This is a genomic window from Mycobacterium sp. ITM-2016-00317, assembly GCF_002968295.1.
Lineage (GTDB): Bacteria > Actinomycetota > Actinomycetes > Mycobacteriales > Mycobacteriaceae > Mycobacterium.
Window position 1 is genome coordinate 728,953 of sequence record NZ_CP134399.1, and the last position, 23,778, is coordinate 752,730.

Annotated in this window: 24 protein-coding genes and 2 pseudogenes; 18 read left to right on the forward strand and 8 right to left on the reverse strand. The window is 68.9% G+C overall.

Annotated elements, in window-relative coordinates:
• Positions 1-17: 17 nt before the first annotated feature.
• The 4 genes from C6A87_RS03485 (at position 18) to C6A87_RS03500 (ending at position 4,456) form a co-directional block, all read left to right on the forward strand.
• Positions 18-794 carry an acyl-ACP thioesterase domain-containing protein gene (locus tag C6A87_RS03485; protein ID WP_396837063.1) on the forward strand — a complete coding sequence of 259 codons (777 nt, stop codon included), beginning with the start codon at positions 18-20 and terminating at the stop codon, positions 792-794.
• A 286-nt stretch (positions 795-1,080) separates the two neighbouring features.
• Positions 1,081-2,367, forward strand: a complete 1,287-nt coding sequence (gene aceA, locus C6A87_RS03490; RefSeq protein ID WP_311115994.1) for an isocitrate lyase — start codon at positions 1,081-1,083, stop codon at positions 2,365-2,367.
• Between the two features lie 142 nt (positions 2,368-2,509).
• Positions 2,510-3,412, forward strand: coding sequence for a 3-hydroxybutyryl-CoA dehydrogenase (locus C6A87_RS03495; RefSeq protein ID WP_396836986.1), 903 nt, complete (start codon positions 2,510-2,512; stop codon positions 3,410-3,412).
• A gap of 168 nt (positions 3,413-3,580) precedes the next feature.
• Positions 3,581-4,456, forward strand: coding sequence for a cyclopropane mycolic acid synthase family methyltransferase (locus C6A87_RS03500; RefSeq protein ID WP_311115996.1), 876 nt, complete (start codon positions 3,581-3,583; stop codon positions 4,454-4,456).
• Positions 4,457-4,493: 37 nt separating this feature from the next.
• Here C6A87_RS03500 and C6A87_RS03505 read toward each other — a convergent pair whose 3' ends face one another.
• Positions 4,494-5,360, reverse strand: a complete 867-nt coding sequence (locus tag C6A87_RS03505; protein ID WP_311115997.1) for a polyphosphate kinase 2 family protein — start codon at positions 5,358-5,360, stop codon at positions 4,494-4,496.
• A gap of 4 nt (positions 5,361-5,364) precedes the next feature.
• Entirely contained in the window at positions 5,365-6,069 is a 705-nt protein-coding gene (locus tag C6A87_RS03510) for a TetR/AcrR family transcriptional regulator (RefSeq protein WP_311115998.1), read from the reverse strand.
• Positions 6,070-6,153: 84 nt separating this feature from the next.
• Between C6A87_RS03510 and C6A87_RS03515 the strand changes: the two genes are divergently transcribed.
• The 6 genes and pseudogenes from C6A87_RS03515 (at position 6,154) to deoC (ending at position 10,241) form a co-directional block, all read left to right on the forward strand.
• Positions 6,154-7,497, forward strand: coding sequence for a DUF445 domain-containing protein (locus C6A87_RS03515; RefSeq protein WP_311115999.1), 1,344 nt, complete (start codon positions 6,154-6,156; stop codon positions 7,495-7,497).
• Positions 7,498-7,587: 90 nt separating this feature from the next.
• A pseudogene (locus C6A87_RS03520) lies at positions 7,588-7,965 on the forward strand (helix-turn-helix domain-containing protein); the annotation flags it as partial.
• A gap of 142 nt (positions 7,966-8,107) precedes the next feature.
• Positions 8,108-8,797 (forward strand): heparin-binding hemagglutinin, encoded by a 690-nt coding sequence (locus C6A87_RS03525; protein WP_311116001.1) that lies wholly within the window; start codon positions 8,108-8,110, stop codon positions 8,795-8,797.
• Between the two features lie 63 nt (positions 8,798-8,860).
• The gene (locus C6A87_RS03530) at positions 8,861-9,142 is read left to right on the forward strand and encodes a DUF2516 family protein (protein ID WP_003932769.1); all 282 of its coding nucleotides are present in this window, start codon (positions 8,861-8,863) and stop codon (positions 9,140-9,142) included.
• The gene (locus C6A87_RS03535) at positions 9,142-9,564 is read left to right on the forward strand and encodes a DUF2599 domain-containing protein (protein WP_311116002.1); all 423 of its coding nucleotides are present in this window, start codon (positions 9,142-9,144) and stop codon (positions 9,562-9,564) included. The genes C6A87_RS03530 and C6A87_RS03535 overlap by 1 nt, the downstream gene beginning before the upstream one ends.
• Complete coding sequence (gene deoC, locus C6A87_RS03540; protein WP_311116003.1) at positions 9,564-10,241, forward strand: deoxyribose-phosphate aldolase; 678 nt, start codon at positions 9,564-9,566, stop codon at positions 10,239-10,241. The genes C6A87_RS03535 and deoC overlap by 1 nt, the downstream gene beginning before the upstream one ends.
• 9 nt (positions 10,242-10,250) lie before the next feature.
• Here deoC and C6A87_RS03545 read toward each other — a convergent pair whose 3' ends face one another.
• The 4 genes from C6A87_RS03545 to C6A87_RS03560 all read right to left on the reverse strand — a co-directional run bounded on the left by C6A87_RS03545 (position 10,251) and on the right by C6A87_RS03560 (position 13,555).
• Positions 10,251-11,123: a DUF2993 domain-containing protein gene (locus C6A87_RS03545; RefSeq protein ID WP_311116004.1), complete on the reverse strand. Its 873-nt coding sequence runs from the start codon at positions 11,121-11,123 to the stop codon at positions 10,251-10,253.
• Between the two features lie 56 nt (positions 11,124-11,179).
• Positions 11,180-12,004: a carbon-nitrogen hydrolase family protein gene (locus C6A87_RS03550; protein ID WP_311116005.1), complete on the reverse strand. Its 825-nt coding sequence runs from the start codon at positions 12,002-12,004 to the stop codon at positions 11,180-11,182.
• 219 nt (positions 12,005-12,223) lie between these two features.
• Complete coding sequence (locus C6A87_RS03555; protein WP_311116006.1) at positions 12,224-13,027, reverse strand: class I SAM-dependent methyltransferase; 804 nt, start codon at positions 13,025-13,027, stop codon at positions 12,224-12,226.
• Positions 13,028-13,048: 21 nt separating this feature from the next.
• Complete coding sequence (locus C6A87_RS03560; protein ID WP_311116007.1) at positions 13,049-13,555, reverse strand: DUF2505 domain-containing protein; 507 nt, start codon at positions 13,553-13,555, stop codon at positions 13,049-13,051.
• Positions 13,556-13,581: 26 nt separating this feature from the next.
• Here C6A87_RS03560 and C6A87_RS03565 point away from each other — a divergent pair, with 26 nt between their 5' ends.
• Positions 13,582-14,631 carry a UDP-N-acetylmuramate dehydrogenase gene (locus C6A87_RS03565; protein WP_311116008.1) on the forward strand — a complete coding sequence of 350 codons (1,050 nt, stop codon included), beginning with the start codon at positions 13,582-13,584 and terminating at the stop codon, positions 14,629-14,631.
• A gap of 15 nt (positions 14,632-14,646) precedes the next feature.
• Positions 14,647-15,942 carry an Ig-like domain-containing protein gene (locus C6A87_RS03570; protein WP_311116009.1) on the forward strand — a complete coding sequence of 432 codons (1,296 nt, stop codon included), beginning with the start codon at positions 14,647-14,649 and terminating at the stop codon, positions 15,940-15,942.
• A gap of 1 nt (position 15,943) precedes the next feature.
• Here the strand turns inward: C6A87_RS03570 and C6A87_RS03575 are convergent, their stop codons facing one another.
• Complete coding sequence (locus C6A87_RS03575; protein ID WP_311116010.1) at positions 15,944-16,702, reverse strand: SDR family oxidoreductase; 759 nt, start codon at positions 16,700-16,702, stop codon at positions 15,944-15,946.
• Positions 16,703-16,927: 225 nt separating this feature from the next.
• On the opposite strand from C6A87_RS03575, the pseudogene C6A87_RS03580 reads away from it, so the two are divergent.
• From C6A87_RS03580 to C6A87_RS03605, 6 genes and pseudogenes are all read left to right on the forward strand, one after another.
• Positions 16,928-18,252: pseudogene (locus C6A87_RS03580) on the forward strand (ROK family protein).
• Positions 18,253-18,288: 36 nt separating this feature from the next.
• Entirely contained in the window at positions 18,289-19,611 is a 1,323-nt protein-coding gene (mshA, locus tag C6A87_RS03585) for a D-inositol-3-phosphate glycosyltransferase (RefSeq protein ID WP_311116011.1), read from the forward strand.
• Entirely contained in the window at positions 19,608-20,147 is a 540-nt protein-coding gene (locus tag C6A87_RS03590) for a YbjN domain-containing protein (protein ID WP_311116012.1), read from the forward strand. Before mshA ends, C6A87_RS03590 begins: the two co-directional genes overlap by 4 nt.
• 24 nt (positions 20,148-20,171) lie before the next feature.
• Positions 20,172-20,924 (forward strand): phosphoglyceromutase, encoded by a 753-nt coding sequence (locus C6A87_RS03595; protein WP_311116013.1) that lies wholly within the window; start codon positions 20,172-20,174, stop codon positions 20,922-20,924.
• A 139-nt stretch (positions 20,925-21,063) separates the two neighbouring features.
• A complete protein-coding gene (locus C6A87_RS03600) occupies positions 21,064-22,257 on the forward strand; it encodes an ATP-binding protein (protein ID WP_311116014.1) in 1,194 nt (397 codons plus the stop codon).
• A 7-nt stretch (positions 22,258-22,264) separates the two neighbouring features.
• The gene (locus tag C6A87_RS03605) at positions 22,265-22,954 is read left to right on the forward strand and encodes a response regulator transcription factor (RefSeq protein WP_311116015.1); all 690 of its coding nucleotides are present in this window, start codon (positions 22,265-22,267) and stop codon (positions 22,952-22,954) included.
• On the opposite strand, the gene C6A87_RS03610 is transcribed toward C6A87_RS03605, so the two are convergent.
• Entirely contained in the window at positions 22,936-23,775 is an 840-nt protein-coding gene (locus C6A87_RS03610; protein WP_311116016.1) for a hypothetical protein, read from the reverse strand. The two genes, C6A87_RS03605 and C6A87_RS03610, sit on opposite strands and share 19 nt — an antisense overlap.
• Positions 23,776-23,778 lie beyond the last annotated feature (3 nt).

Sequence of the window (23,778 nt, forward strand, 5' to 3'; positions counted from 1 at the left end):
GCCTGGCCAAGGTGTTGATGCCCGTCCCCGATCCGCATCCGGACGTGTTCGACGTCCAGTGGCCGCTGCGCGTCGCCGACGTGGACCGGGAGGGCCGGCTCAAATTCGACGCGGCCACCCGGCACATCCAGGACATCGGCACCGATCAGCTGCGCGAGATGGGCTTCGAGGAGACGCATCCGCTGTGGATCGTGCGCCGCACGATGATCGACATGATCGAGCCGATCGTGTTCAAGGACATGCTGCGACTGCGGCGCTGGTGTTCGGGCACGTCGAACCGGTGGTGCGAGATGCGGGTGCGGATCGACGGGAAGCGCAGCGGCGGCCTCGTCGAATCGGAGGCGTTCTGGATCAACATCAACCGGGAGACCCAGGGGCCCGCGCGCATCTCCGACGACTTCATCGAGGGACTGCGGCGCACCACCGGCGAGAATCGTCTGCGCTGGAAGCCCTACCTCAAAGGGGAGGGCCGCGAGAATGCGGTCGCCGTGCACAAGTACCCCGTGCGGGTCAGCGACATCGACATCTTCGACCACATGAACAACTCGGTGTACTGGAGCGTCGTGGAGGACTACCTGTCCGCGCACCCCGAGCTGATGAAAGCGCCGCTGCGGGTGACGATCGAACACGATCTCCCAGTGGCTCTCGGCGACAAGCTGGAGATCCTCCGGCATGAGTATCCGGCGGGTTCCACCGACCGGTTCGGCGAAGAACTGACCGATCGCACTGTTACAACGCTCACATACGCCGTCGGCGACGAGACCAAAGCCGTCGCGGCGATCTTCCCGCTGTGATTCGCCCTGCCAAACAGTACGGGCGTACTGACCTGCGGCTATTCGCTACCGACCAGTAGCTTCTGAACCGGTTCAGCTAGGGCGCACTTAGCAAGGTTCGCAAAAAGTCTGAATCCCTTGGCGGAAATTGGCACGCGAAACCGGTGGAACTGCGGTAACGAGTTGAGGCATCCTCGAATTAGCAAGCCAGCGAAACCGCTGGAGTGTTAACAACGCTGACGGTCCCGGGGCTCCCCGGAGTCGCCGGCGATGTGCACCAACTTTGCAACAACGAAGGAGCAGCCCAATGTCGACCGTTGGCACGCCGAAGTCGCCCGAGCAGATCCAGCACGACTGGGACAACAACCCGCGCTGGAAGGGTGTCACCCGTACCTACACCCCGGCCGATGTCGTCGCCCTGCAGGGCCACGTCGTCGAGGAGCACACCCTGGCCCGCCGCGGCGCCGAGGTGCTGTGGGCCCAGCTGCACGACATGGACTTCGTCAACTCGCTCGGTGCGCTGACCGGCAACATGGCCGTCCAGCAGGTCCGCGCCGGCCTCAAGGCCATCTACCTGTCGGGTTGGCAGGTCGCCGGTGACGCGAACCTGTCCGGCCACACCTACCCGGATCAGAGCCTGTACCCGGCCAACTCGGTCCCGCAGGTCATCCGTCGCATCAACAACGCGCTGCTGCGCGCCGACGAGATCGCCAAGGTCGAGGGTGACACCTCGGTGGAGAACTGGCTGGCCCCGATCGTCGCCGACGGTGAGGCCGGTTTCGGTGGCGCGCTCAACGTCTACGAGCTGCAGAAGGCGATGATCGCCGCCGGTGTCGCAGGCTCGCACTGGGAGGACCAGCTGGCCTCGGAGAAGAAGTGCGGCCACCTCGGTGGCAAGGTGCTGATCCCGACCCAGCAGCACATCCGCACCCTGACCTCGGCCCGTCTGGCCGCTGACGTCGCCGGCGTGCCGACCGTCGTCATCGCCCGTACCGACGCCGAGGCCGCGACGCTGATCACCTCCGACGTCGACGAGCGTGATCAGCCGTTCATCACCGGCGAGCGCACCGCCGAGGGCTTCTACCGGGTGAAGAACGGCCTCGAGCCCTGCATCGCCCGCGCCAAGGCCTACGCGCCGTACTCCGACCTCATCTGGATGGAGACCGGCACCCCGGACCTGGAGCTGGCCAAGAAGTTCGCCGAGGGCGTCAAGAGCGAGTTCCCGGACCAGATGCTGGCCTACAACTGCTCGCCGTCGTTCAACTGGCGCAAGCACCTGGACGACGCGACGATCGCGAAGTTCCAGAAGGAGCTCGGCGCGATGGGCTTCAAGTTCCAGTTCATCACGCTGGCCGGCTTCCACGCGCTCAACTACTCGATGTTCGATCTGGCCCACGGCTACGCCCGCAACCAGATGACCGCCTACGTCGAGCTGCAGGAGCGCGAGTTCGCCGCCGAGGAGCGCGGCTACACCGCGACGAAGCACCAGCGCGAGGTCGGCGCCGGCTACTTCGACCGGATCGCCACCACCGTGGACCCGACCTCGTCGACCACCGCGCTCGCGGGCTCGACCGAAGAGGGTCAGTTCCACTAGAGGCCCCCGGCCTCACGAGCGTGCGTGTCCGCGGGCGACACGCCGTGCGGGACATTGACGACGCGCACGCTCGTCCAGCTTGACAGCGCAGACCCCGCCCAGAGATCTTGGGCGGGGTCTGTCGCATGGAACCATCTGTCGCATGGAACCAGGTGAGAACTTGGCCCGCACGCGAGGAGGAGAAGAAGTCTTGAGCATTGAACGGGTAGGTGTCGTCGGCGCCGGGCAGATGGGCTCGGGGATCGCCGAGGTGTCGGCCAAGGCGGGTGCCGACGTCGTGGTCTACGAACCGAGCGACGCGCTCGTCAACGCCGGACGTGACCGTGTGGTCGCGTCGCTGGAGCGGGCCAAGGCCAAGGGCAAACTGGCCGCCGACGACTTCGAGGTGACGCTGGCACGCCTGCGGTTCACCACCGACCTGTCCGATCTCGCCGACCGCCAGCTCGTGATCGAGGCAATCATCGAGGACGAGGCCGTCAAGGCCAAGGTCTTCGCCCAGCTCGACGAGGTCGTCACCGACCCCGACGCCGTGCTCGCGTCGAACACGTCGAGCATCCCGATCATGAAGATCGCCGCGGCCACCAAGAACCCGAGCCGGGTGCTCGGCCTGCACTTCTTCAACCCGGTGCCGGTGCTGCCGCTCGTCGAGCTGGTCAACACGCTGGTCACCTCCGACGAGGCGCTGGCGCGGGTGGAGCAGTTCGCGAGCCAGGTGCTGGGCAAGAAGGTCGTCCGCTGCGGCGACCGGTCCGGGTTCGTCGTCAACGCACTGCTGGTGCCCTACCTGCTGTCGGCGATCCGGATGGCCGACGCCGGCGTAGCCACCGTCGAGGACATCGACACCGCGATCGTCGCCGGCCTGTCGCACCCGATGGGACCGCTGCGGCTGTCCGACCTGATCGGGCTCGACACCATGAAGCTGATCGCCGATTCGATGTACGACGAGTACAAGGACCCGAACTTCGCCCCGCCGCCGTTGCTGCAGCGCATGGTGGAGGCCGGGCAACTGGGCAAGAAGTCGGGCAAGGGCTTCTACACCTATTGAGCCGGCGTTAGGAGTCCGGCGCACGTCCCGCTACCCTGCGTAGCGAAATACTTACGCGTCGGTTCAGAAGGCAGCCGGAACTGTGGCAGGCATGCGCGCGGCCACCTCGGTCCCACTGCGTTCTCGACCGGCGACCGAACCGCGAAACCGCAAGGGGTTACCTGCGCAATGTCGAATGCCGTACCTGATCTGTCGCCGTACTACGAGGAATCGCAGTCGATCTACGACGTGTCCAACGAGTTCTTCGCGCTCTTCCTGGGGCCGACGATGGGGTACACGTGCTCCTACTTCGAGCGCGAGGACATGACGCTCGATGAGGCGCAGATCGCCAAGTTCGACCTCGCACTGGGCAAGCTGAACCTCGAACCGGGGATGACGCTGCTCGACGTCGGCTGCGGCTGGGGCGGGGCGCTACGCCGGGCTGTCGAGAAATTCGACGTCAATGTGATCGGTATCACCCTGAGCCGCAACCAGTTCGAGTACAGCAAGACGCTGATGGCCGGCCTGGACACCAAGCGCACGGCCGAGGTGCGCCTGCAGGGCTGGGAGGAGTTCGACCAGCCCGTTGACCGGATCGTGTCGATCGGCGCCTTCGAGGCGTTCAAGGCCGAGCGCTACCCGTTGTTCTTCGAGCGGGCCTATGACATCCTGCCCGCCGACGGCCGCATGCTGCTGCACACGATCCTGGCCCACACGCAGAAGTTCTTCCGCGAGAACGGGATCAAGCTCACCATCTCGGACCTGAAGTTCATGAAGTTCATCGGCACCGAGATCTTCCCCGGTGGGCAGCTGCCCGCGGTCGAGGACATCGAGGAACTCGCCGCCGGATCCGGCTTCACGCTGGAGCGCACCCACCTGCTGCGGCCGCACTACGCGCGCACGCTCGACATGTGGGCGGCCAACCTGGAAGCCAAGCAGCAGGAAGCCATCGCGCTGACCTCGCCCGAGGTCTACCAGCGGTACATGCACTACCTGACCGGCTGCGCGGACTTCTTCCGCCGCGGCATCACCAACGTCGGGCAGTTCACCCTCGTCAAGGGCTGAGGTCCCGCCGGGTAGTTCGATGTCAGGCCGTGGTCCGTCAGGCGCTGGCGAGCCGTTTCTTCTCGGCCTCGACATCGAAATCCGGTGGCGGCCATGACATGTTGAGCCGCTTGAGGGACTCGATGAGCAGTTCGGTGACGGCCAGTCGGCTGTACCACTTCCGGTTGCACGGCACGATGTGCCAGGGCGCCCGGTCGGTCGAGGTCCGGTCCAGCATCGTCTGGTAAGCCTCTTGGTAGGCAGGCCATTTCAGCCGCTCGTCGATGTCGGCCGGGTTGTACTTCCAGTACTTGTCGGGCCGGTCGAGCCGTTCGGCGAGCCGTTTCTTCTGTTCGTCGAGCGAGACGAACATCGCGACCTTGATCAGAGACGTTCCGCTGTCGATGAGTTCCCGCTCGAACGCGTTGATCTCGTCGTAGCGCGGCTCCCACACGTCCTGCGGGACGAGGTTGTGCACCCGCACGATCAGCACGTCCTCGTAGTGCGACCGGTCGAACACCCCGACATGGCCGGGTGTCGGTAGGGCCTTGCGGATCCGCCACAGGTAGTGGTGCTTGAGCTCCTCGGGGGTCGGCTTACCAAAGCTGCGGTACTGGATGCCCTGCGGGTTACCGGCTCCCACAACATGTTTGACGATCCCGCCTTTGCCTGCGGTGTCCATGCCCTGCAGCACCAGCAGCACCGAGCGGGTGTCGCCGGAACGGCTGTTGGCGTAGAGCTTCTCCTGCAGCTGCGCGAAGCGCTTGTTGCGCTCGGCCTGCAGCGTCGGTGCGTCGGATTTGCTGCCGCGGAAACCCGGTGTGGCGTCGGCGTCGATGTCGGCCACCTTCTGGCCCGGCCGGAACGCCAACTGGTGATGGGGTTCGTGGCTCCACAGCGTCGGGAGGTCGTCCGGCTCGGTCATCCCTCTAGTCAAGCAGCTGGGACGGCAGTTCCGGCGACGGATGCGGACTCTGCCGGAACCTCTCCAGTGATCCGTTCACCTCGACGATGCCGCGCAGCGCGCTCCACGACAGCATGGTCAGGTAGTCGATGAGCTCCTCGGCGGTCATCCGCGGGTGCGACATCCACGAGTGCGTGGCCAGCTGGACCCCGCCGACGATGTGATAGGCCCAGGGCTCGGCGCCGCCGGTGTCCATGCCCTCGGTCGCCATCCGCCTGCGCAGCATCACCGCGAGCATCCGCGCGATGATCGCCTCGGAGTCGGCGACGGCCTTGCTCTTGCTGGCCGAGTTGTTGGCCATCACGAACCGGTAGGGCTCGGGCTCGTTGGCGACGGTCTCGACGTAGACCTTGATGATCTCGCGGGTCAGGTCGTAGCCGTCGAGGTTCGACGACAGCGCGGCGGCCATGTTGGGGATGAGCGTGGTCTGCGCGAAGCGCATCATCACCGCGGTGGTGAGATCGTTCTTGTCCACGAAGTAGCGGTAGAGCACGGTCTTGGAGACGCCGATCTCGGCGGCGATCTCGTCCATGCTGACATTGCTGCCGAGTCGGCGGATGGCCTCCAGCGTGCCGTCGACAAGCTCGTTCCGGCGCTCCACCTTGTGTTGGTGCCAGCGTCGTTTTCGTCCGTCGGTTTTGACCGCCACCGGCGGGGAGTGTTGTGCCACGTTCGCGGTGATCCGTTCCTCAAGTCCGAATCGATGATACGGCGGCCGGGCGGCGCCGGTTGCCCGCGCAGGGATGATGGTGGAGTGGCTCACCGCGTAGACGTCCCCGACACCCGGCACACCGGCCCGCGCCCGGGCTTTGCCGAGGCGCTCGCCGGCGCCGAATCGGCCGCTGACGTCGAGCGCAGGCGCTCGCTGCGCCGCATGAAGCTGGTGGCGCTGAGCTTCCTGCTCGGCGCCAGCGTGGTGTTCCTGCTGTGCACCTGGGCGCAGTCGCGCGGCGCCGAATCCGGGGGCGCGGCCCCGTGGATCGGCTACGTGCGGGCGGCGGCCGAGGCCGGCATGGTCGGCGCGCTCGCCGACTGGTTCGCGGTGACCGCGCTGTTCAAGCATCCGCTGGGCATCCCGATCCCGCACACCGCGATCATCAAGCGCAAGAAGGACCAGCTCGGTGAGGGGCTGAGCGCCTTCGTGCGGGAGAACTTCCTGTCCGCGGCCAACGTCGAGACCAAGCTGCGCGACGCCGACGTCGCGGGTCGGGTCGGCAAGTGGCTGTGCGAGCGCGACCACGCCGAGCGGGTGGCCGCCGAGACGGCGACGGTGGCGCGGGTGCTCGTCGAGATGCTGCGCGACGAGGATGTCCAGCAGGTGCTGGACCGGATGATCGTCAAGCGCATCGCCGAACCGCAGTGGGGGCCGCCGATCGGCCGGGTGCTCTCGACCCTGCTGGCCGAAGGCCGGCAGGAGGCGCTGCTGCAGCTGCTGGCCGACCGCGCGTTCCAGTGGACGCTGAACGCCGACGAAGTGATCGAACGTGTCGTGGAACGTGATTCGCCGACGTGGTCGCCGCGCTGGGTGGACCACCTCGTCGGCGAGCGCATCCATCGCGAGCTGATGGATTTCACCGACAAGGTGCGCCGCGATCCCGACCACGAGCTGCGCCGGTCGGCGACCCGGTTCCTGTTCGAGTTCGCCGACGACCTGCAGAACGACGCGTCGACGATCCAGAAGGCCGAGAACGTCAAAGAGCAGATCATGGCTCGCGACGAGGTCACCAGAGCCGCCGAGACCGCGTGGAACGCCGCCAAGCGGATCATCCTCGAATCGGTGGACGACCCGTCGTCGTCGCTGCGCACCCGCATCGCCGAGACGGTGATGCGCCTCGGGGAATCGCTGCGCGACGACCCCGAACTGCGGGAGAAGGTCGACAACTGGATCGTGCGCGGGGCCCAGCACCTGGTCGGCGAGTACGGGGTGGAGATCACCACGATCATCACCGACACCATCGAGCGCTGGGACGCCGACGAGGCGAGCCGGCGCATCGAACTGCACGTGGGCCGGGACCTGCAATTCATCCGGATCAACGGCACCGTGGTGGGGGCGCTGGCCGGCCTGGTCATCTACTCGATAGCTCAGCTACTCTTCTGACCTGCGCTAGCTAGTGCTTGCAAAAGTTAGCACTCCGTCGTACCGTGGAGAATGTCGGTAGCAGGAACCCATCGCACGAGGGGGCCCGTCATGGCGGAAGACGAGAATCTCGCCGCTGTCGTGTCCAACGCCGCGCAGGACATCGGGTCGTTCATCCGGGCGCAGCGCGAAGCCGCGCAGGTGTCGGTGCGGCAGCTGGCCGAGAAGGCGGGTGTCTCGAACCCGTATCTCAGCCAGATCGAACGGGGCCTGCGAAAACCGTCCGCAGACGTGCTGAACCAGATCGCCAAAGCGCTGCGGGTGTCGGCCGAGGTGCTCTACATCAGAGCCGGAATTCTCGAGCCGAGCGACACGAACGAGGTGCGCGACGCCATCGTCACCGACACGGCGATCAACGAGCGGCAGAAGCAGGTGCTGCTCGACATCTACACCTCGTTCTGTCAGCAGAACGAGGCGACCCTCGCCGAAGCGCTCGCAGCGGAAGCGCGAGGGGACAGTGTCAGCGACGCAGACGAGGAGCCCACCACTGAACAAGACAAGCGCCCTCCGGAACTCCCCGAAACTCCGCAATCAATCACTGAACTGAATCTTGAAACGGAAGGACACAACCATGGCTGAGGCCAAGAACCAACTCGACGTCGACGATCTCAAGGCCCCGCTGCTGGCCGCGGTCGGTGCCGCCGACCTGGCGCTGGAACGCGTCAACGAGATCGTGGCCACCCTGCGCGACCGCGCCGGCGAGGCCCGCTCGGACGCCGAGACCCGCGTCGAGGAGAGCCGCGCCCGGATCAAGGGGCTGCAGGAGGAACTGCCCTCGCAGTTCGGCGACATCCGCGACCGGCTGACCTCCGAGGAGCTGCGCAAGTTCGCCGAGGGCTACGCCGAGGCCGCCCAGACGACCTACACCAAGCTCATCGAGCGTGGCGAGGCCGCCCTGGAGCGTCTGCGCAGCCAACCGGCCCTGGAGGAGGCTGCCAGCCGGGTCGAGGAGTACACCGACCAGGCCGTCGAGCTGACCCAGGAGGCGCTGGGCAACGTGGCGTCGCAGACCCGCGCCGTCGGTGAGCGGGCCGCCAAGCTGGTCGGTGTCGAGCTGCCGAAGAAGGCCGAGTCGGCCGCCGAGCCGGTGAAGAAGGCCGCCGAGAAGGCTCCGGCCAAGAAGGCCCCCGCCAAGGCGACCCCGGCCCCCGCCAAGGCGACCCCGGCCACCGCCGCCACCCCGGCCACCGCGGCGAAGAAGGCCCCCGCCAAGAAGGCTCCGGCCAAGAAGGCGCCGGCCAAGAAGGTCACCCAGAAGTAGGCACCGGCCCCACCGGGGCGGTGTGGTTCGTCAAGGGGACGTAACCCGCATAGGCTGTCGAGCGTGGAGCTCCAAGGCCTGGTGGGTTACGTCCTCTTCGCGTTGCAGGTAGCTGTGCTTGTGACGTCGGTCTACGCATTCGTGCACGCCGCGATGCAACGCCCCGACGCCTACACCGCGGCCGACAAGCTGACCAAGCCCGTGTGGCTGGTGATCCTCGGCGTGGGCACCCTGCTCGCGCTGGTGTTGGGCATCACCGGTGTCGCCATCGCCGCCGTCGCGGCGGGTGTCTATCTCGTCGACGTGCGGCCCCGGATCCTGGAGATCCAGGGGAAGTCCCGCTAGTGCGCGCACTCAGGCTCGCCGTCCTCGCGGCGGCGGGTGCGGCAGCGGGTGCGGTCGCGCTCGCCCCGGCTGCCACCGCCACCCCCGCCCCGGCTCCGCCCCCGTACGTCGACCACGTCGAGTGGGCGAAATGGGGAGACCTGTCCAGCCTGCGCGTCTACCCGACCCCGTCGGCGCGGCGCATCTCCGGGCACTCCGGCACCCAGGCTCTCGCCGACTCCGCGTGGGCCGAGGTGCTCGCGCTGTCCCCGGATGCCGCGATCCCCGGGATGCGGGAACAGTTCCTGTGCCACTGGAACTTCGCCGAGTTCGTCCAGCCCGGCAAGACCAGCTGGAATCTGGAGCCGTGGCGCCCCGAGGTGAGCGCCGACGAGATGATGGCCACCCGATGCAATCCGGGCGGCACCGAAGAGCCCTTCTGATGGGCTCCTACACCCGCGCCGAGGTCGCCGCGCGCGTCGACCACACGCTGCTCAAACCCGAAGCCACCGAAGCCGACATCGCGTCGCTGGTCACCGAGGCCACCGAACTCGGCGTGTACGCGATCTGCGTGTCACCGACCTTCGTCGCGTCCACGGCGATGCGCGCGCCGGGCGCGACCATCGCGTCGGTGGTCGGGTTCCCGTCCGGCAAGCACGCTGCGGTGATCAAGGCCCAGGAGGCCCGGCTGGCCGTCGAGGCCGGCGCCCGCGAGATCGACATGGTCATCGACGTCGGGTCCGCGCTGGCCGGAGAACTCGCCGCCGTCTGCGCGGAGATCGCCGCGGTGCGCGAGGCCGCCCCGGGGGCGGTGCTCAAGGTCATCGTCGAGTCGGCCGCGATCCTCGAACTCAGCGGCGAGCCGCTGCTGGTCGACGTGTGCCGGATCGCCGAGGAGGCCGGCGCCGATTTCGTCAAGACCTCCACAGGGTTCCACCCCAGCGGCGGCGCCTCGGTGCGCGCCGTCGAGCTGATGGCCGCGACCGTGGACGGCCGGCTCGGCGTCAAGGCCAGCGGCGGGATCCGGTCGGCCGCCGACGCCGCCGCAATGCTCGACGCCGGGGCCACCCGGCTCGGGCTGTCCGGCACCCGCGCGGTGCTCGCAGGCTTCGACGACTGACCCGGACCGCTACAGCCCTGCGAAGCAGGGATCCTCGGTCTGCTTCGGGATCGAGGCGTTGCTGGTCGACAGCTGGGCATTCACCCCGGTGTCGGTGACCTCGATGGAATCGGCGCGGATGTCCATCGGGAAGTCCTGGATCAGCGAGTCGGTGAACGCGTCCAGTGCAGGCTGTACCGCCTCACGAGGCAGGGTGAAGCCCAGCCCGGTGACCCGCTGCACCCGCAGCACGATGCCGCCGTCGGCGACCTCGGGCCGTGCGGTGATGCTGCCGAGTGCTCCCTCGAGCTCGATGGTGCCGTCGGTCGGGTTGGTGGTCACCCCGGTCACGAAGCTGCCGACCAGCGGGATGGCGCCCTGGATCGTCTGCCTGATGCCCTCGGTGCTCCAGTTGATGCGCGCCACCATCGAGCCGATCGTGCCCGCGGAGTCCGCGGTGTTCTCCAACCGGACGTCGTTGATGTCGAGGTTGAGCTTCATGCCCCTGGCGTCACGGATCTTGTTGCCCGCGGTCTCGATGCGGATGTTGGTGTAGTGCCCCGACACGTGCTGCAGCAGGAACGGGGGCAGCACGCCGAACGACGCGCTGGCGTCGTCCTGCACGACACACTCGACGGTGCCGGCGACGACGGTGTCGGCGCGCTTGCGGGCATACAGTTCGGCGCCGAGCAGGCCGGCGAACACCAGCGCCATCACGATGACCACGACCAGCACGATCGAGAGTGGGTCGCTGAAGAGGTTCTTCAGTTTCGCCGGCAACGAGGAACCTTCCTGGGCGGGGGGAGGAGTCGGCCCTGGTACCTGACCGGGGTACTGGTCCTGCGGAAACGGTGCCGGCGGCGGGCCGGGCTGTTGCGGCGGACGGGCCCAGGGATCAGTCACGCCAGCGATTGTGCCCTACTGCCCTGAGGGAATCGCGATGAGCGCTCGCCCGAAGACTAGACGGCCGGCGATGAGCGCTCGCGCGAAGAGCAGACTGGCGCGGAGCGGTTGTGCATCACCGCGACCGTCTCGCGGGCTTTGCGGGCGGCGTCCAGGTCGAGGTCACACACCACCAGCTCGGGGTCGGCGCCTGCCGACGCGAGCACCTCGCCGAGCGCCGAGGCCACCACGCTGCCGCCCACGCCGGTGGGGCCGAGCTTGGCGATCTCGTCGCCGGGATAGGCCTGGCCCACCGCCGCGACCACGGTGCTGGTGTCGATGGCGCGGGCCCGGGCCAGCAGTGTCCACTGGTCGAGCTTGCCGGGCCCGGTACCCCAGGACGCGTGCGCGGTGATGACCTCCGCGCCGCGTTCGGCCAGCTCGACGTAGAGCTCGGGGAAGCGGATGTCGTAACACAGCGTCAGTCCGACGTTCACGCCGTCGACGGTGATCAGGGCCGGCTCGCGGCCGGGGGCGACGGTCTTGGACTCGGTGAAACCGAACGCGTCGTACAGATGGATCTTGTCGTAGCGCGCCTCCACCCCGGGCCCGGTGGCCAGCAGGGTGTTGGTGACGCGCTCACCGTCCTCGGCCGGGACGAACATGCCTGCGACGACGACGATGCCCGCTCGCGCGGCGATGTCGCGCACGGCTGTGGCCCACGGTCCGTCGAACGGTTCGGCGACCCCGCCCAGCGGCACCCCGAAGCGGCACATCGTCGCCTCCGGGAACAGCACGAGCGACGCGCCGGCGTCGGCGGCCCGCCGGGTGTGGTCCTCGACCAGGGTGAGGTTGTCCGCAGGGTCGGTGCCGCTGCGGATCTGGGCCAGCGCGATACGCATGGACCCCAGCCTAATGAGGTCGGGAAGAGTAGTGATGTAGGCATGCTTCGGCCGGCCCATCGCGGAGCGGTGGCACGACGGCGAGCTGGCTAGCCCGGGGCGGGCACCCCGTACGCGTTCGGGCGGGCAGCGTTCTACGCGCTGGACGCCAACGCGGTGATCAAGGCAGCGGAGTCGACGTTCAGCGGGGCCCACAGCGACATCCGTCGGCAGCCGCAATCAGCTGACCGGCGCGACGGACTCCCACGGCACGGTGAGGATCCCGTCCCGCAGATTGCGCCGCGGTACCGACACCGGAAACCCTTGGTCGACAAGCAGTTCCAGCATCGCCCGCCAGCGGACCCGGGGGCCGAACACGCCGTGGCCCGCCGCGCTGGCCCATGCCCGGTCGGCCGCGCGGAGCAGGGCGTGTACGGGTTGCCCCGGAACATTGTGGTGGATCAGCACTTTCGGCAGCCGCTCGGCGAGATCCGAGGGCCGTTCGATCGCGAACGGGTCGCACGCCAGGGTCAGGCTCACCGCCGAGGAGGCGTCCAGCAGCACCCAGCAGCACAGCCGGCCCAGCTCGTCGCAGGTGCCGTCGACGATCAAGCCGCCCGGGGCGACGCCCCGGCGCATCGCCGCCCACGCGTCGGCGACCTCCTCGACGGGGTACTGGCGCAGCACGTTGAAGGCGCGCACCAGAATCGGTCGGTGGCCCGCCAATTCGAAGCCGCCGAGCGCGAATTCGACGCCGGGCTGCGCAGCGGCCTGCCCGGCGCGCACCCGTTCGGGTTCGATTTCCAGCCCGACCACGCGCACGTCGCGCCGGACGTCCCGCAACCGGATCGCGAGCTCCAACGTCGTCACCGGTTTGGCGCCGTAGCCGAGATCGACGACCAGCGGATCGGCGGCGGTCTGCAGTGCGGTGCGCACCCGCGACGAGTGCACCAGCCAGCGATCGCTGCGGCGCAGGCGGTTGTGGCCTGTGGTGCCCCGCGTCACCTGGCCGATCGGCTGCGCACTCGGGGTGCCCTGCGCCATGGGTCGATGGTAGAGACCGGGTCAGGCGTTCTCGGCGATCCACACCGAGGTGAACCGCTGCTCGGCGACCACCAGGTCGGTCAGCTGGCTGCCGATGAAGTTCTCGATCTTGCCGCCGACGAGCGGGACCCGCACCTCGACGGTGGCGGTGAGCGTCATCCGCGAGCCGGCGTCGGTGGGCGCCAGCTGGGCCTGCCCGGTCAGTCCGGCCGGGGCGCCCGGGATCGTCGCGCGCACCACCGCCGACGCGCGCCCGTCGGAGACCGGCGTCCAGATCTCCTCGCGCACAAAATTCAGGTCGCCTCGGTGAAACTGGGTGACCAGCGCGGGCAGCCGGTCGGCGCGCAGCGTCTGCGTGGTCTTGACCTGCACATTGCCCTGGTCGTCGACGGTCAGCTCGTCGAGAGTGGCGTGGTCGGCGCCGGAATCGTCGAGCCGGACCCGCCAGTAGTGTTCGTCGCTGAACGCGCGGTGCACCTCTTCGACCGTGGCCTTGTACTCGGCGGCGATGTCGAATGAACGCGGCATAGCCGGCCACGCTACCGTTAGCCGCCGTGGTCACTTCGTTTCCGGGCGACGTGCGGGTTGCCGAGCACGTCCCGCTCGCGCCGCTGACCACCCTGCGTGTCGGTCCGTCGGCGCGCCGCCTGATCACCTGCACGGCCACCGGCCAGATCGCGCCTGTGGTGCAGGCGGCAGGACCGGACGCGCTGATCCTGGCCGGCGGGTCCAACCTGGTGATCGCCGACGACCTGACCGAGCTGACCGTCGTGCGGCTGGCGAACACCGGGATCGCGGTCGACGGCGCCGTGGTGCGGGCCGAGGCCGGCGCGGTGTGGGACGACGTCGTCGCGACGTCGCTGGGCCACGGGCTGGGCGGGCTGGAATGCCTGTCCGGCATCCCGGGGTCGGCCGGTGCGACGCCGGTGCAGAACGTCGGCGCCTACGGGGCCGAGGTCGCCGACACCGTCCACCGGGTCCGGCTGCTGGACCGGCGCACCGGCGAGGACCGCTGGGTCACGTCGGACTTCCTCCGATTCGGTTACCGCACAAGCATTCTCAAGCACTCGTCGGACTGGGTGGTGCTGGAGGTGGAGTTCATGCTCGACCCGGCGGGCCGCAGCGCGCCGCTGCGCTACGGCGAACTGGCCGCCGCGCTGGGCGCCGAGCCGGGGGAGCGCGCCGACCCGGCGCAGGTGCGCGCCGCGGTGCTGGCCCTGCGCGCCCGCAAGGGCATGGTGCTCGACGACGCCGACCACGACACCTGGAGCGTGGGCTCGTTCTTCACCAACCCTGTGCTCAGCCGCGCCGACTTCGACCGGTTCGCGGCCTCCATGGATGGACCGGTGCCCCACTATCCCGCCCCGGACGGGGTGAAGCTGGCCGCCGGCTGGCTCGTCGAACGGGCCGGCTTCGGCAAGGGCTATCCCGGCGCCGACGCGCCCGCGCGGCTGTCCACCAAGCACGCGCTCGCGCTGACCAACCGCGGCGGAGCCTCCAGCGCCGACGTGATCGCCCTGGCCAGAGCGGTGCGCGACGGGGTGCGCGCCGCATTCGGGATAGACCTCACACCCGAACCCGTGCTGGTCGGCTGCACTGTCTAGGTACGCTGGGTCCACGTGAGCCCTGCCGATCCGCTGTCCTCGATCACGCGGCGGCGCGCCCTCGCCGCCCTCGCGGTCGGCGTCGTCGCACCCGGCACCCTGGCCGCCTGCATGACGACCGGCGACGGCTCCTCCGATGACGCCGCGCAGGACGCGCCGAAGGCGCCGACACTGAAGTTCCAGCCCGCGAACTCCGCCGAGGACGTCAAGCCCAACACCCCGGTCAGTGTCGAGGTCACCGACGGCTGGTTCCAGAAGGTCACGCTCACCAATGCCGCGGGCAAGGTCGTCGCCGGCGCGCTGAACCGCGACCGCACCGTGTTCACCGTCACCGAACCCCTCGGCTACGGCGCCGAGTACACGTGGGCGGGCACGGCCGTCGGCCAGGACGGCAAGTCCGTGCCGGTCGCGGCATCCTTCGCCACCGTCGACCCGGCGGTGCAGGTCAGCGGCCGGTTCCAGCTGTCCGACGGCCAGACCGTCGGGGTGGCCGCACCGATCATCCTGCAGTTCGACGCGTCGATCCCCGAGGAGGCCCGCGCCGAGGTGGAGAAGGCCGTCAAGGTCACCACCACTCCCGAGGTCGAGGGCAGCTGGGCCTGGTTGCCCGACGAGGCCGCCGGGTCGCGCGCGCACTGGCGGACCAAGGAGTACTACCCGGCCGGCACCACCGTGCACGTGGACGCGAACCTCTACGGCGTGCCGTTCGGCGACGGCGCCTACGGCGCCACGGACTCGACGCTGGACTTCACGGTGGGCCGCTATCAGCTGGTCAAGGCCGACGCCCCCAGCCACCGCATCCAGGTGCTCAACGACACGGGCGTGATCATGGACTTCCCGTGCAGCTACGGCGAGGGCGACCTGGACCGCAATGTCACCCGCAGCGGGATCCACGTGGTCACCGAGAAGTACGAGGACTTCTACATGACCAACCCCGCGGCCGGCTACGCCAACAGCCATCAGCGGTTCGCGGTGCGGATCTCCAACAACGGCGAGTTCATCCACGCCAACCCGGCCAGCGCGGGCGCCCAGGGCAACAGCAACGTGACCAACGGGTGCATCAACCTGTCCCCGGCCGACGCCGAGCAGTACTTCAACACCGCGATCTACGGCGATCCGGTCGAGGTGACGGGCACCCGCCTGCAGCTGTCCTACTCCGACGGCGACATCTGGGACTGGACCGTGCCGTGGGACGAGTGGTCGGCGATGTCGGCGTTGTCGTCCGAGGCGAGCCCCGACGGCATCCCCAGCACCGCGCCCGCGACGCCGTCGGACGCGCCGCAGCAGGTCAACGGCCGCCCCGGCGGTTAGGTCAGCTCTGCCGGTGGAAGCGCGAGCCGCTGGCGCCGGACACCTGGTCACGCGGGCGGACCACGATCAGGTCCAGGTCGACGTGCGACGGGCGGCTGGCGACGAACCCGATCACCTCGGCGATGTCCTCGGCGACCAGCGGGGTGACGCCCTGGTACACCTTGTCGGCGCGCTCGGCGTCCCCCTCGAAGCGGTTCAGCGAGAATTCGGTCTTGACCATGCCGGGGGCGACCTCGGTCAGCCGCACCGGTTGTCCGAGCAGCTCGCTGCGCAGGGTCCGGTGCAGCACACCCTGGGCGTGCTTGGCACTCGTGTAGCCGGCGCCGTTGTCGTAGATCTCCACGGCCGCGATCGAGGTGACCGTGACGATCAGACCGTCGCCGGAGTCGATCAGCTTGGGCAGCAACGCGCGGGTCACGTGCAAGGTGCCCAGCACGTTGGCCTCCCACATCCACCGCCAGTGGTCGACGTCGGCGTCGGCGACCGACTCCAGTCCGCGCGCGCCGCCGGCGTTGTTGACCAGGACGTCGACCCGGTCCAGGCGTCCGGCCAGGGCCGCCACGGCCGTCGGGTCAGTGACATCCGCCACAATCGCGGTGCCGTCCAACTCAGCCGCCAGCGCCTGGATGGGGGCTTCTCGGCGGGCCACGCAGATAACGTGAAAGCCTTGTGCGGCAAGGGTTCTCGCTGTTGCTTCGCCGATCCCGGCACTGGCTCCGGTGACCACCGCGACCCGGCGCGCATCTGTTGGTGTCGTCATGAGTCCAACCCTAGGCCCACCGAATTGACCTTCGCGCGCGCCCGCAAAGCCGTGCTAAGTTGACCGCGTGTACCGGAATAGTCAGGCAGTCCTCGCTGCCGCGCGGCGTGCGTGTTGTTGTTGCGCACATCGCCGCGCCTGACTGCGCCCGGACTTCTGATCTAGTCCTGCTGAGTCGCCAGGTGTGGCCCGACCCCACCACCCGACTCGCCAAAGGACCCTTCCGTGAGCACTCCCACCGTCGCCCTCGCTCAGCGCCCCCGCACCGCTTCGGCCAAGCGCGTCAAGCCGGCCGTCAAGCCCGCGACCACCACCCCGGGCAGCCGCTACCCGCAGGCACTGCTGCACCACATCGTCGCGCCGTCGCTGCGCGTGCCTGAGGCCGCCGCCGCGTCGGTGTTCGCCGCCGCCCGCCAGCGTGGGCCGATCGCCCGCGACGTCATCGCGCAGGTCACCGGCCTCAGCATCGCGACGGTGAACCGCCAGGTCACCGCCCTGCTCGACGCCGGACTGCTGCGGGAACGCGCCGACCTGGCGGTGTCCGGGGCGATCGGCCGGCCCCGGGTGCCGGTCGAGATCAACCACGAACCGTTCCTGACGCTGGGCATCCACATCGGTGCCCGGGTCACCAGCATCGTCGCCGCCGACCTGTTCGGCCGCACGCTCGACGTCGTCGAGACCCCCACCCCGCACGGCCCGCAGGCCGCCGCGCTGACCGCGATCGCCGGCAGCGCGCGCCGCTACCTGAGCCGCTGGCACCGCCGCCGCCCGCTGTGGGTCGGGGTGGCCACCGGCGGCGTCGTCGACAGTGCCACCGGCTATCTCGACCATCCCCGGCTCGGCTGGTCGGACGCACCGGTCGGCCCGGTGCTCGCCGAAGCCCTCGGGCTCCCGGTGTCGGTGGCCTCGCATGTGGACGCGATGGCCGGTGCAGAACTGCTGCTCGGGGTGCGCCGCCGGCCACCAAGGCGGCCACCAGCCTGTATGTGTATGCCCGCGAAACCGTCGGCTACGCGCTGTCGATCGGCGGCCAGGTGCACTCCCCGGCCAGTGGACCCGGCACCATCGCGGGTCTGCCCGCGTTCTCCGAACTCCTCGGTGGCACAGGCAAATTGGAATCCACGGTGAGCGACGAGGCGGTGCTCAGCGCGGCGCGCAAGGCGCACATCGTGCCCGCCGACGGCCCGGGATCGACGGTCACCGCGGTGCTGCGCGCGGCGCGGCAGGGCAACGAGCAGGCCGCAGCGCTGGTCGCCGAACGCGCGCGGGTGCTCGGCGAGGCCGTGGCGCTGTTGCGCGACATGCTCAACCCGGACGACCTCGTGGTCGGCGGGCAGGCATTCACCGAGTATCCGGAGGGCATGTCGATCGTCGAGTCGGCGTTCGCCGCCCGGTCGGCGCTGCCGCCCCGCGACATCCGGGTGACGGCGTTCGGCAACCGGATCCAGGAGGCCGGCGCGGGCATCGTGTCCCTGAGCGGGCTGTACGCCGATCCGATCGGCGCGATGCGGCGCGCGCTCGCGTCGCGCAGGCCCGAAGTCAGTGCCTGAGAAAGGTCGCCGAGGGCGCGGTGTAGACATGACGGTGTGCGTCTAGCGTCCGAGCCGGCTGGCTCGCCTTCCGTACTGCCCCAGCCGCGCCGGGTGGCGGTGCTCTCGGTGCACACGTCGCCGCTGGCCCAGCCGGGCACCGGTGATGCCGGCGGGATGAACGTCTACGTGCTGCAGACCGCGCTGGAGCTGGCCGCCCGCGGTGTCGACGTGGAGATCTTCACCAGGGCCACCTCGTCGGCCGACCAGCCGGTGGTTCCGGTGGCGCCAGGGGTGCTGGTGCGCAACGTGGTGGCGGGCCCGTTCGAGGGACTGGACAAGAACGATCTGCCCACCCAGCTGTGCGCGTTCACCGCCGGGGTGCTGCGCGCGGAGGCCACCCACGAACCCGGCTACTACGACGTCGTGCACTCCCATTACTGGTTGTCTGGCCAGGTGGGCTGGTTGGCCGCCGACCGGTGGGCGGTGCCGCTGGTGCACACCGCCCACACCCTGGCCGCGGTCAAGAACGCGTCACTGGCGGCCGGGGACACCCCGGAGCCGCCGATGCGCTCGATCGGCGAGCAGCAGGTGGTCGACGAAGCCGACCGGTTGATCGTCAACACCGAACACGAAGCCCGCCAACTGGTCTCGCTGCACGGAGCGGACCCGGACCGGATCGACGTGGTGCACCCCGGCGTCGATCTCAAGACCTTCACTCCAGGCGACCGCGCGGCCGCCCGCGCGGCCCTCGGCCTGGACGCCGACGCGCAGATCGTCGCGTTCGTCGGCCGGATCCAACCGCTCAAGGCCCCCGACGTGTTGCTGCGCGCGGCGGCCCTGCTGCCCGGTGTGCAGGTCGTCATCGCGGGCGGGCCGTCCGGGTCCGGTCTGGCCACCCCGGACAACCTCGTGCACCTGGCCGCGGAACTGGGTATCACCGACCGGGTGACCTTCCTGCCGCCGCAGGCGCGCGACGACCTGGTCCGGGTCTACCGGGCCGCCGACGTGATCGCGGTGCCCAGCTACTCCGAGTCCTTCGGCCTGGTGGCCGTCGAGGCCCAGGCGTGCGGGACGCCGGTGGTGGCGGCCGCCGTCGGCGGACTCCCGGTCGCGGTGCGCGACGGCGTCACCGGCGCGCTGGTCGACGGGCACGACCCGCAGGCATGGGCGTCGACGCTGGCCCGGGTGCTGGCCGCCGACGCGGAGGCGATGAGCCGCGCCGCGGTCGCCCACGCCGCCACGTTCTCCTGGGCACACACCGTCGACGCGCTGCTGACCGGCTACGGGCGCGCGATCGCCGACTACCGCGCCCAGCACCAGCTGTCGTCCCCACGCAGTGGCCGGCGGTTCTCGATACGCAGAGGAGTCCGGGTATGAGTGGCGATGAGCCGCTTGCGCGAAGAGCAGACAGCACAGCAGCCGTCCGGGACCTCATAGAGCGGACGCTCAAGGAGCACGACCTCGAGTACAGCCACCACGACGGGGCGGCCGGCGGGCTGCCCGGGCTGGTGGTCGCGCTGCCCGGGGAACGCAAGCTCAAGACCAACACCATGCTGTCCGTCGGCGAGCACTCGGTGCGCGTCGAGGCGTTCGTGTGCCGCAGGCCCGACGAGAACCACGAGGGCGTCTACCGGTTCCTGCTCAAACGCAACCGCAGGCTCTACGGCGTCGCCTACACCCTCGACAACGTCGGCGACATCTACCTCGTCGGCCGGATGGCCCTGGCCTCGGTCACCCCCGACGAGATCGACCGCGTGCTGGGGCAGGTGCTCGAGGCGGTGGACTCAGACTTCAACACGTTGCTGGAGTTGGGTTTTCGCACCTCCATCCAGAAGGAGTGGGAGTGGCGGGTCTCGCGCGGCGAGTCGCTGCAGAACCTGGCGGCGTTCGAGCATCTCATCGGCGACGACTGAACCCTTCCGTGAGAGGATCAGGAAATGGCAGATACCGCGACGCTGATCCTGCTCCGCCACGGTGAGAGCGAGTGGAACGCGCTGAACCTGTTCACCGGCTGGGTCGACGTCGACCTCACCGACAAGGGCAGGGCCGAAGCGGCGCGCGCCGGCGAACTCATCAAGGCCCAGGACCGCCTTCCTGACGTGCTGTACACCTCGCTGCTGCGCCGGGCCATCACCACCGCCAACATCGCTCTCGACAAAGCCGACCGGCACTGGATCCCGGTGCACCGCGACTGGCGCCTCAACGAGCGCCACTACGGCGCGCTGCAGGGCCTCAACAAGGCTGAGACGAAAGAGAAGTACGGCGAGGAACAGTTCATGGCGTGGCGCCGCAGCTACGACACCCCGCCGCCACCCATCGAGGCGGGCAGCGAGTTCAGCCAGGACCGCGATCCCCGCTACGCCTTCATCCCCGGCGGCGCTCCGCTCACCGAATGCCTCAAGGACGTGGTCGAGCGGTTCGTCCCGTACTTCACCGAGGTGATCGTTCCTGACCTGAAGGCGGGCAAGACCGTGCTGATCGCCGCGCACGGCAATTCGCTGCGCGCGTTGGTCAAGCACCTCGACGGCATGTCCGACGAGGATGTGGTCGGCCTGAACATCCCGACCGGCATCCCGTTGCGCTACGACCTCGACGAGAACCTCGCGCCGACGGTCAAGGGTGGCAGCTACCTCGACCCGGAGGCCGCGGCCGCCGGGGCTGCGGCGGTGGCCGCGCAGGGCGCCAAGTAGGGCGATCCCGGCAGCCGGGCGAACGCCGGGTGAACAGCGCGGGGCGTGGGACCGAACATCGGTCTCCGACTTTGTGACATGTCCAGTTTTGGCCGTTTGCCGCTGGGATGACGTTCACTGATATGCGTACGATCTGCCCGTGAGTGTCGTATCGGCGCTGCTGCTCGCAGCGGTCGTGGCACTGCTCGCGTTGGCGGTCGGTGTGGCGTTCGGAGTACGGGTGGTGCCCCGACTTCGCGATCGCCGCGAACGGCGGTCGACCGAACAGTCCGGCCTCACGGTGTCGCAGATGCTGAGGTTCATCGTCTCGCAGGCCCCGGCCGGCATCGCCGTCGTCGACACGTTCCGCGACGTCGTCTACACCAACGACCGAGCCCAGGAACTGGGCCTGGTGCGGGACCGGCTGCTCGACGACCAGGCCTGGGAGGCCGCGCAGCGCACGCTGGCCACCGGCGCGCCGACGAACTTCGACCTCGCACCCCGCCGGGTGCCCCGCCCGGGCCGGTCCGGGATGTCGGTCCGCGGGCATGTCCTGTCGCTCACCGAGCGGAATCAGCGGTTCGCCGTCATCTACGTCAGCGACCAGTCCGAGCAGGCCAGGATGGAAGCCACCCGGCGCGATTTCGTGGCCAACGTCAGTCACGAGCTCAAGACCCCGGTCGGTGCGATGAGCGTGCTCGCCGAGGCCGTGCTGGCCTCGGCCGACGACCCGGACACCGTCAAACACTTCGCAGGCAAGATGGTGGCCGAGTCGGCGCGGCTGGCCGACATGATCGGCGAGCTCATCGAGCTGTCCCGGTTGCAGGGCGCCGAACGGCTGCCTGACCTGGAGGCCGTCGACGTCGACACCGTGGTCTCCGAGGCACTGTCACGGCACAAGGTGGCCGCCGACAACGCCGACATCGCGATCACCACCGACGCGCCGACCGGTTTCCAGGTGCTCGGCGACCAGACGCTGCTGGTGACGGCGATCGCGAACCTGGTGTCCAACGCAATCGCGTACTCGCCCAACGGTTCTTCGGTCTCGATCAGCCGCAGGCGGCGCGGCGGGAACATCGAGATCGCGGTGACCGACCGGGGTATCGGTATCGCCCCGGAAGACCAGGAGCGGGTGTTCGAGCGGTTCTTCCGCGTCGACAAGGCGCGGTCCCGGGCCACCGGCGGCACCGGACTCGGGTTGGCGATCGTCAAGCACGTCGCCGCCAATCACAACGGTGACATCCGGCTGTGGAGCCAGCCGGGCACCGGCTCCACATTCACGTTGTCCATTCCTGCCTATCACCGCGGCGACGATGCCGGTGATGCCGACAATCCTGAAGAGCGAGAGGGCTGATTCATCGATGACCAGCGTGCTGATCGTGGAGGACGAGGAGTCCTTGGCCGATCCCCTGGCCTTTCTGTTGCGTAAAGAAGGCTTCGAGACCACCGTGGTGACCGACGGGCCGGCCGCGCTGGCCGAGTTCGACCGCGCCGGTGCCGACATCGTGCTGCTCGACCTGATGCTGCCCGGGATGAGCGGCACCGACGTCTGCAAGCAACTGCGGTCGCGGTCGAGCGTTCCGGTCATCATGGTGACCGCCCGGGACAGCGAGATCGACAAGGTGGTCGGACTCGAACTCGGTGCCGACGACTACGTCACCAAGCCGTACTCGGCACGCGAACTGATCGCCCGGATCCGCGCCGTGCTGCGCCGCGGCGTCGACAACGACGACATCGGGGGCATCGGCGACGCGGTGCTGGAGGCCGGGCCGGTGCGGATGGACGTCGACCGGCACGTGGTCAGCGTGAACGGTCAGCCGATCACGTTGCCGCTCAAGGAATTCGATCTCCTCGAGTATCTGATGCGCAACAGCGGGCGGGTGCTCACCCGCGGGCAGCTCATCGACCGGGTGTGGGGCGCGGACTATGTCGGCGACACCAAAACCCTCGATGTGCACGTCAAGCGATTGCGCAGCAAGATCGAGACGGACCCGGCCAACCCGGTGCACCTGGTGACCGTGCGCGGCCTGGGTTACAAGCTGGAAGGCTGACCTTCGGCAGCCCGGGAAGCCTCGGCGGCACGGGTCGCCGGGTGTACGGCGATCAGCCCTAAACCACTGCGGCGCTTGCACATCGCGGCGAGCTCGGCATAGGTCTTCTCGCCGAGCAGTTCGGTGAGCTCGGGGGCGTAGGCCTGCCACACCGGTTTGGTGCCGACGTGGGTGGCCGGGTCGCCGGTGCAGTACCAGTGCAGATCGAGGCCGCCCTCGCCCCAGCCGCGGCGGTCGTATTCGGTGATGGTGGTCTTGAGGATCTCCGAGCCGTCGGGCCGGGTCACCCATTCCTGGGTGCGGCGGATCGGCAGCTGCCAGCACACCTCGGGCTTGAGTGTCAGCGGCTCCACACCGATCTCCAGTGCCTTCTGGTGCAGCGCACAGCCGATGCCCTTCGGCCAACCCGGGCGGTTCAGGAAGATGCAGGCGCCCTTGTACTTTCGCGTACGCCAGTTCGGCTTGTCGTCGTACTGGTCGAGCTCCAGATAACCCTTGCGGCCCAGGCCCTTGTCGCGGAACTGCCAGTCCTCGTCGGTCAAGAGTTTGACCGCGTCGTCGAGTTGGGCGCGGTCGTCGTCGTCGGACAGAAACGCCCCGTGGGAACAACATCCGTCGTCGGGCCGGTCCTCCACGGTGCCCTTGCAGGCCGGGGTGCCGAACACACAGGTCCACCGGGACAGCAGCCAGGTCAGATCGGCGGCGATCAGATGCTCGGGATTCTCGGGATCGTAGAACTCCACCCACTCACGGGCGAAATCCAATTCGACCTCACCAGGGTGCGATGCCGATGCGCTCACGGTTTTCCACGGTAGACCCATTAG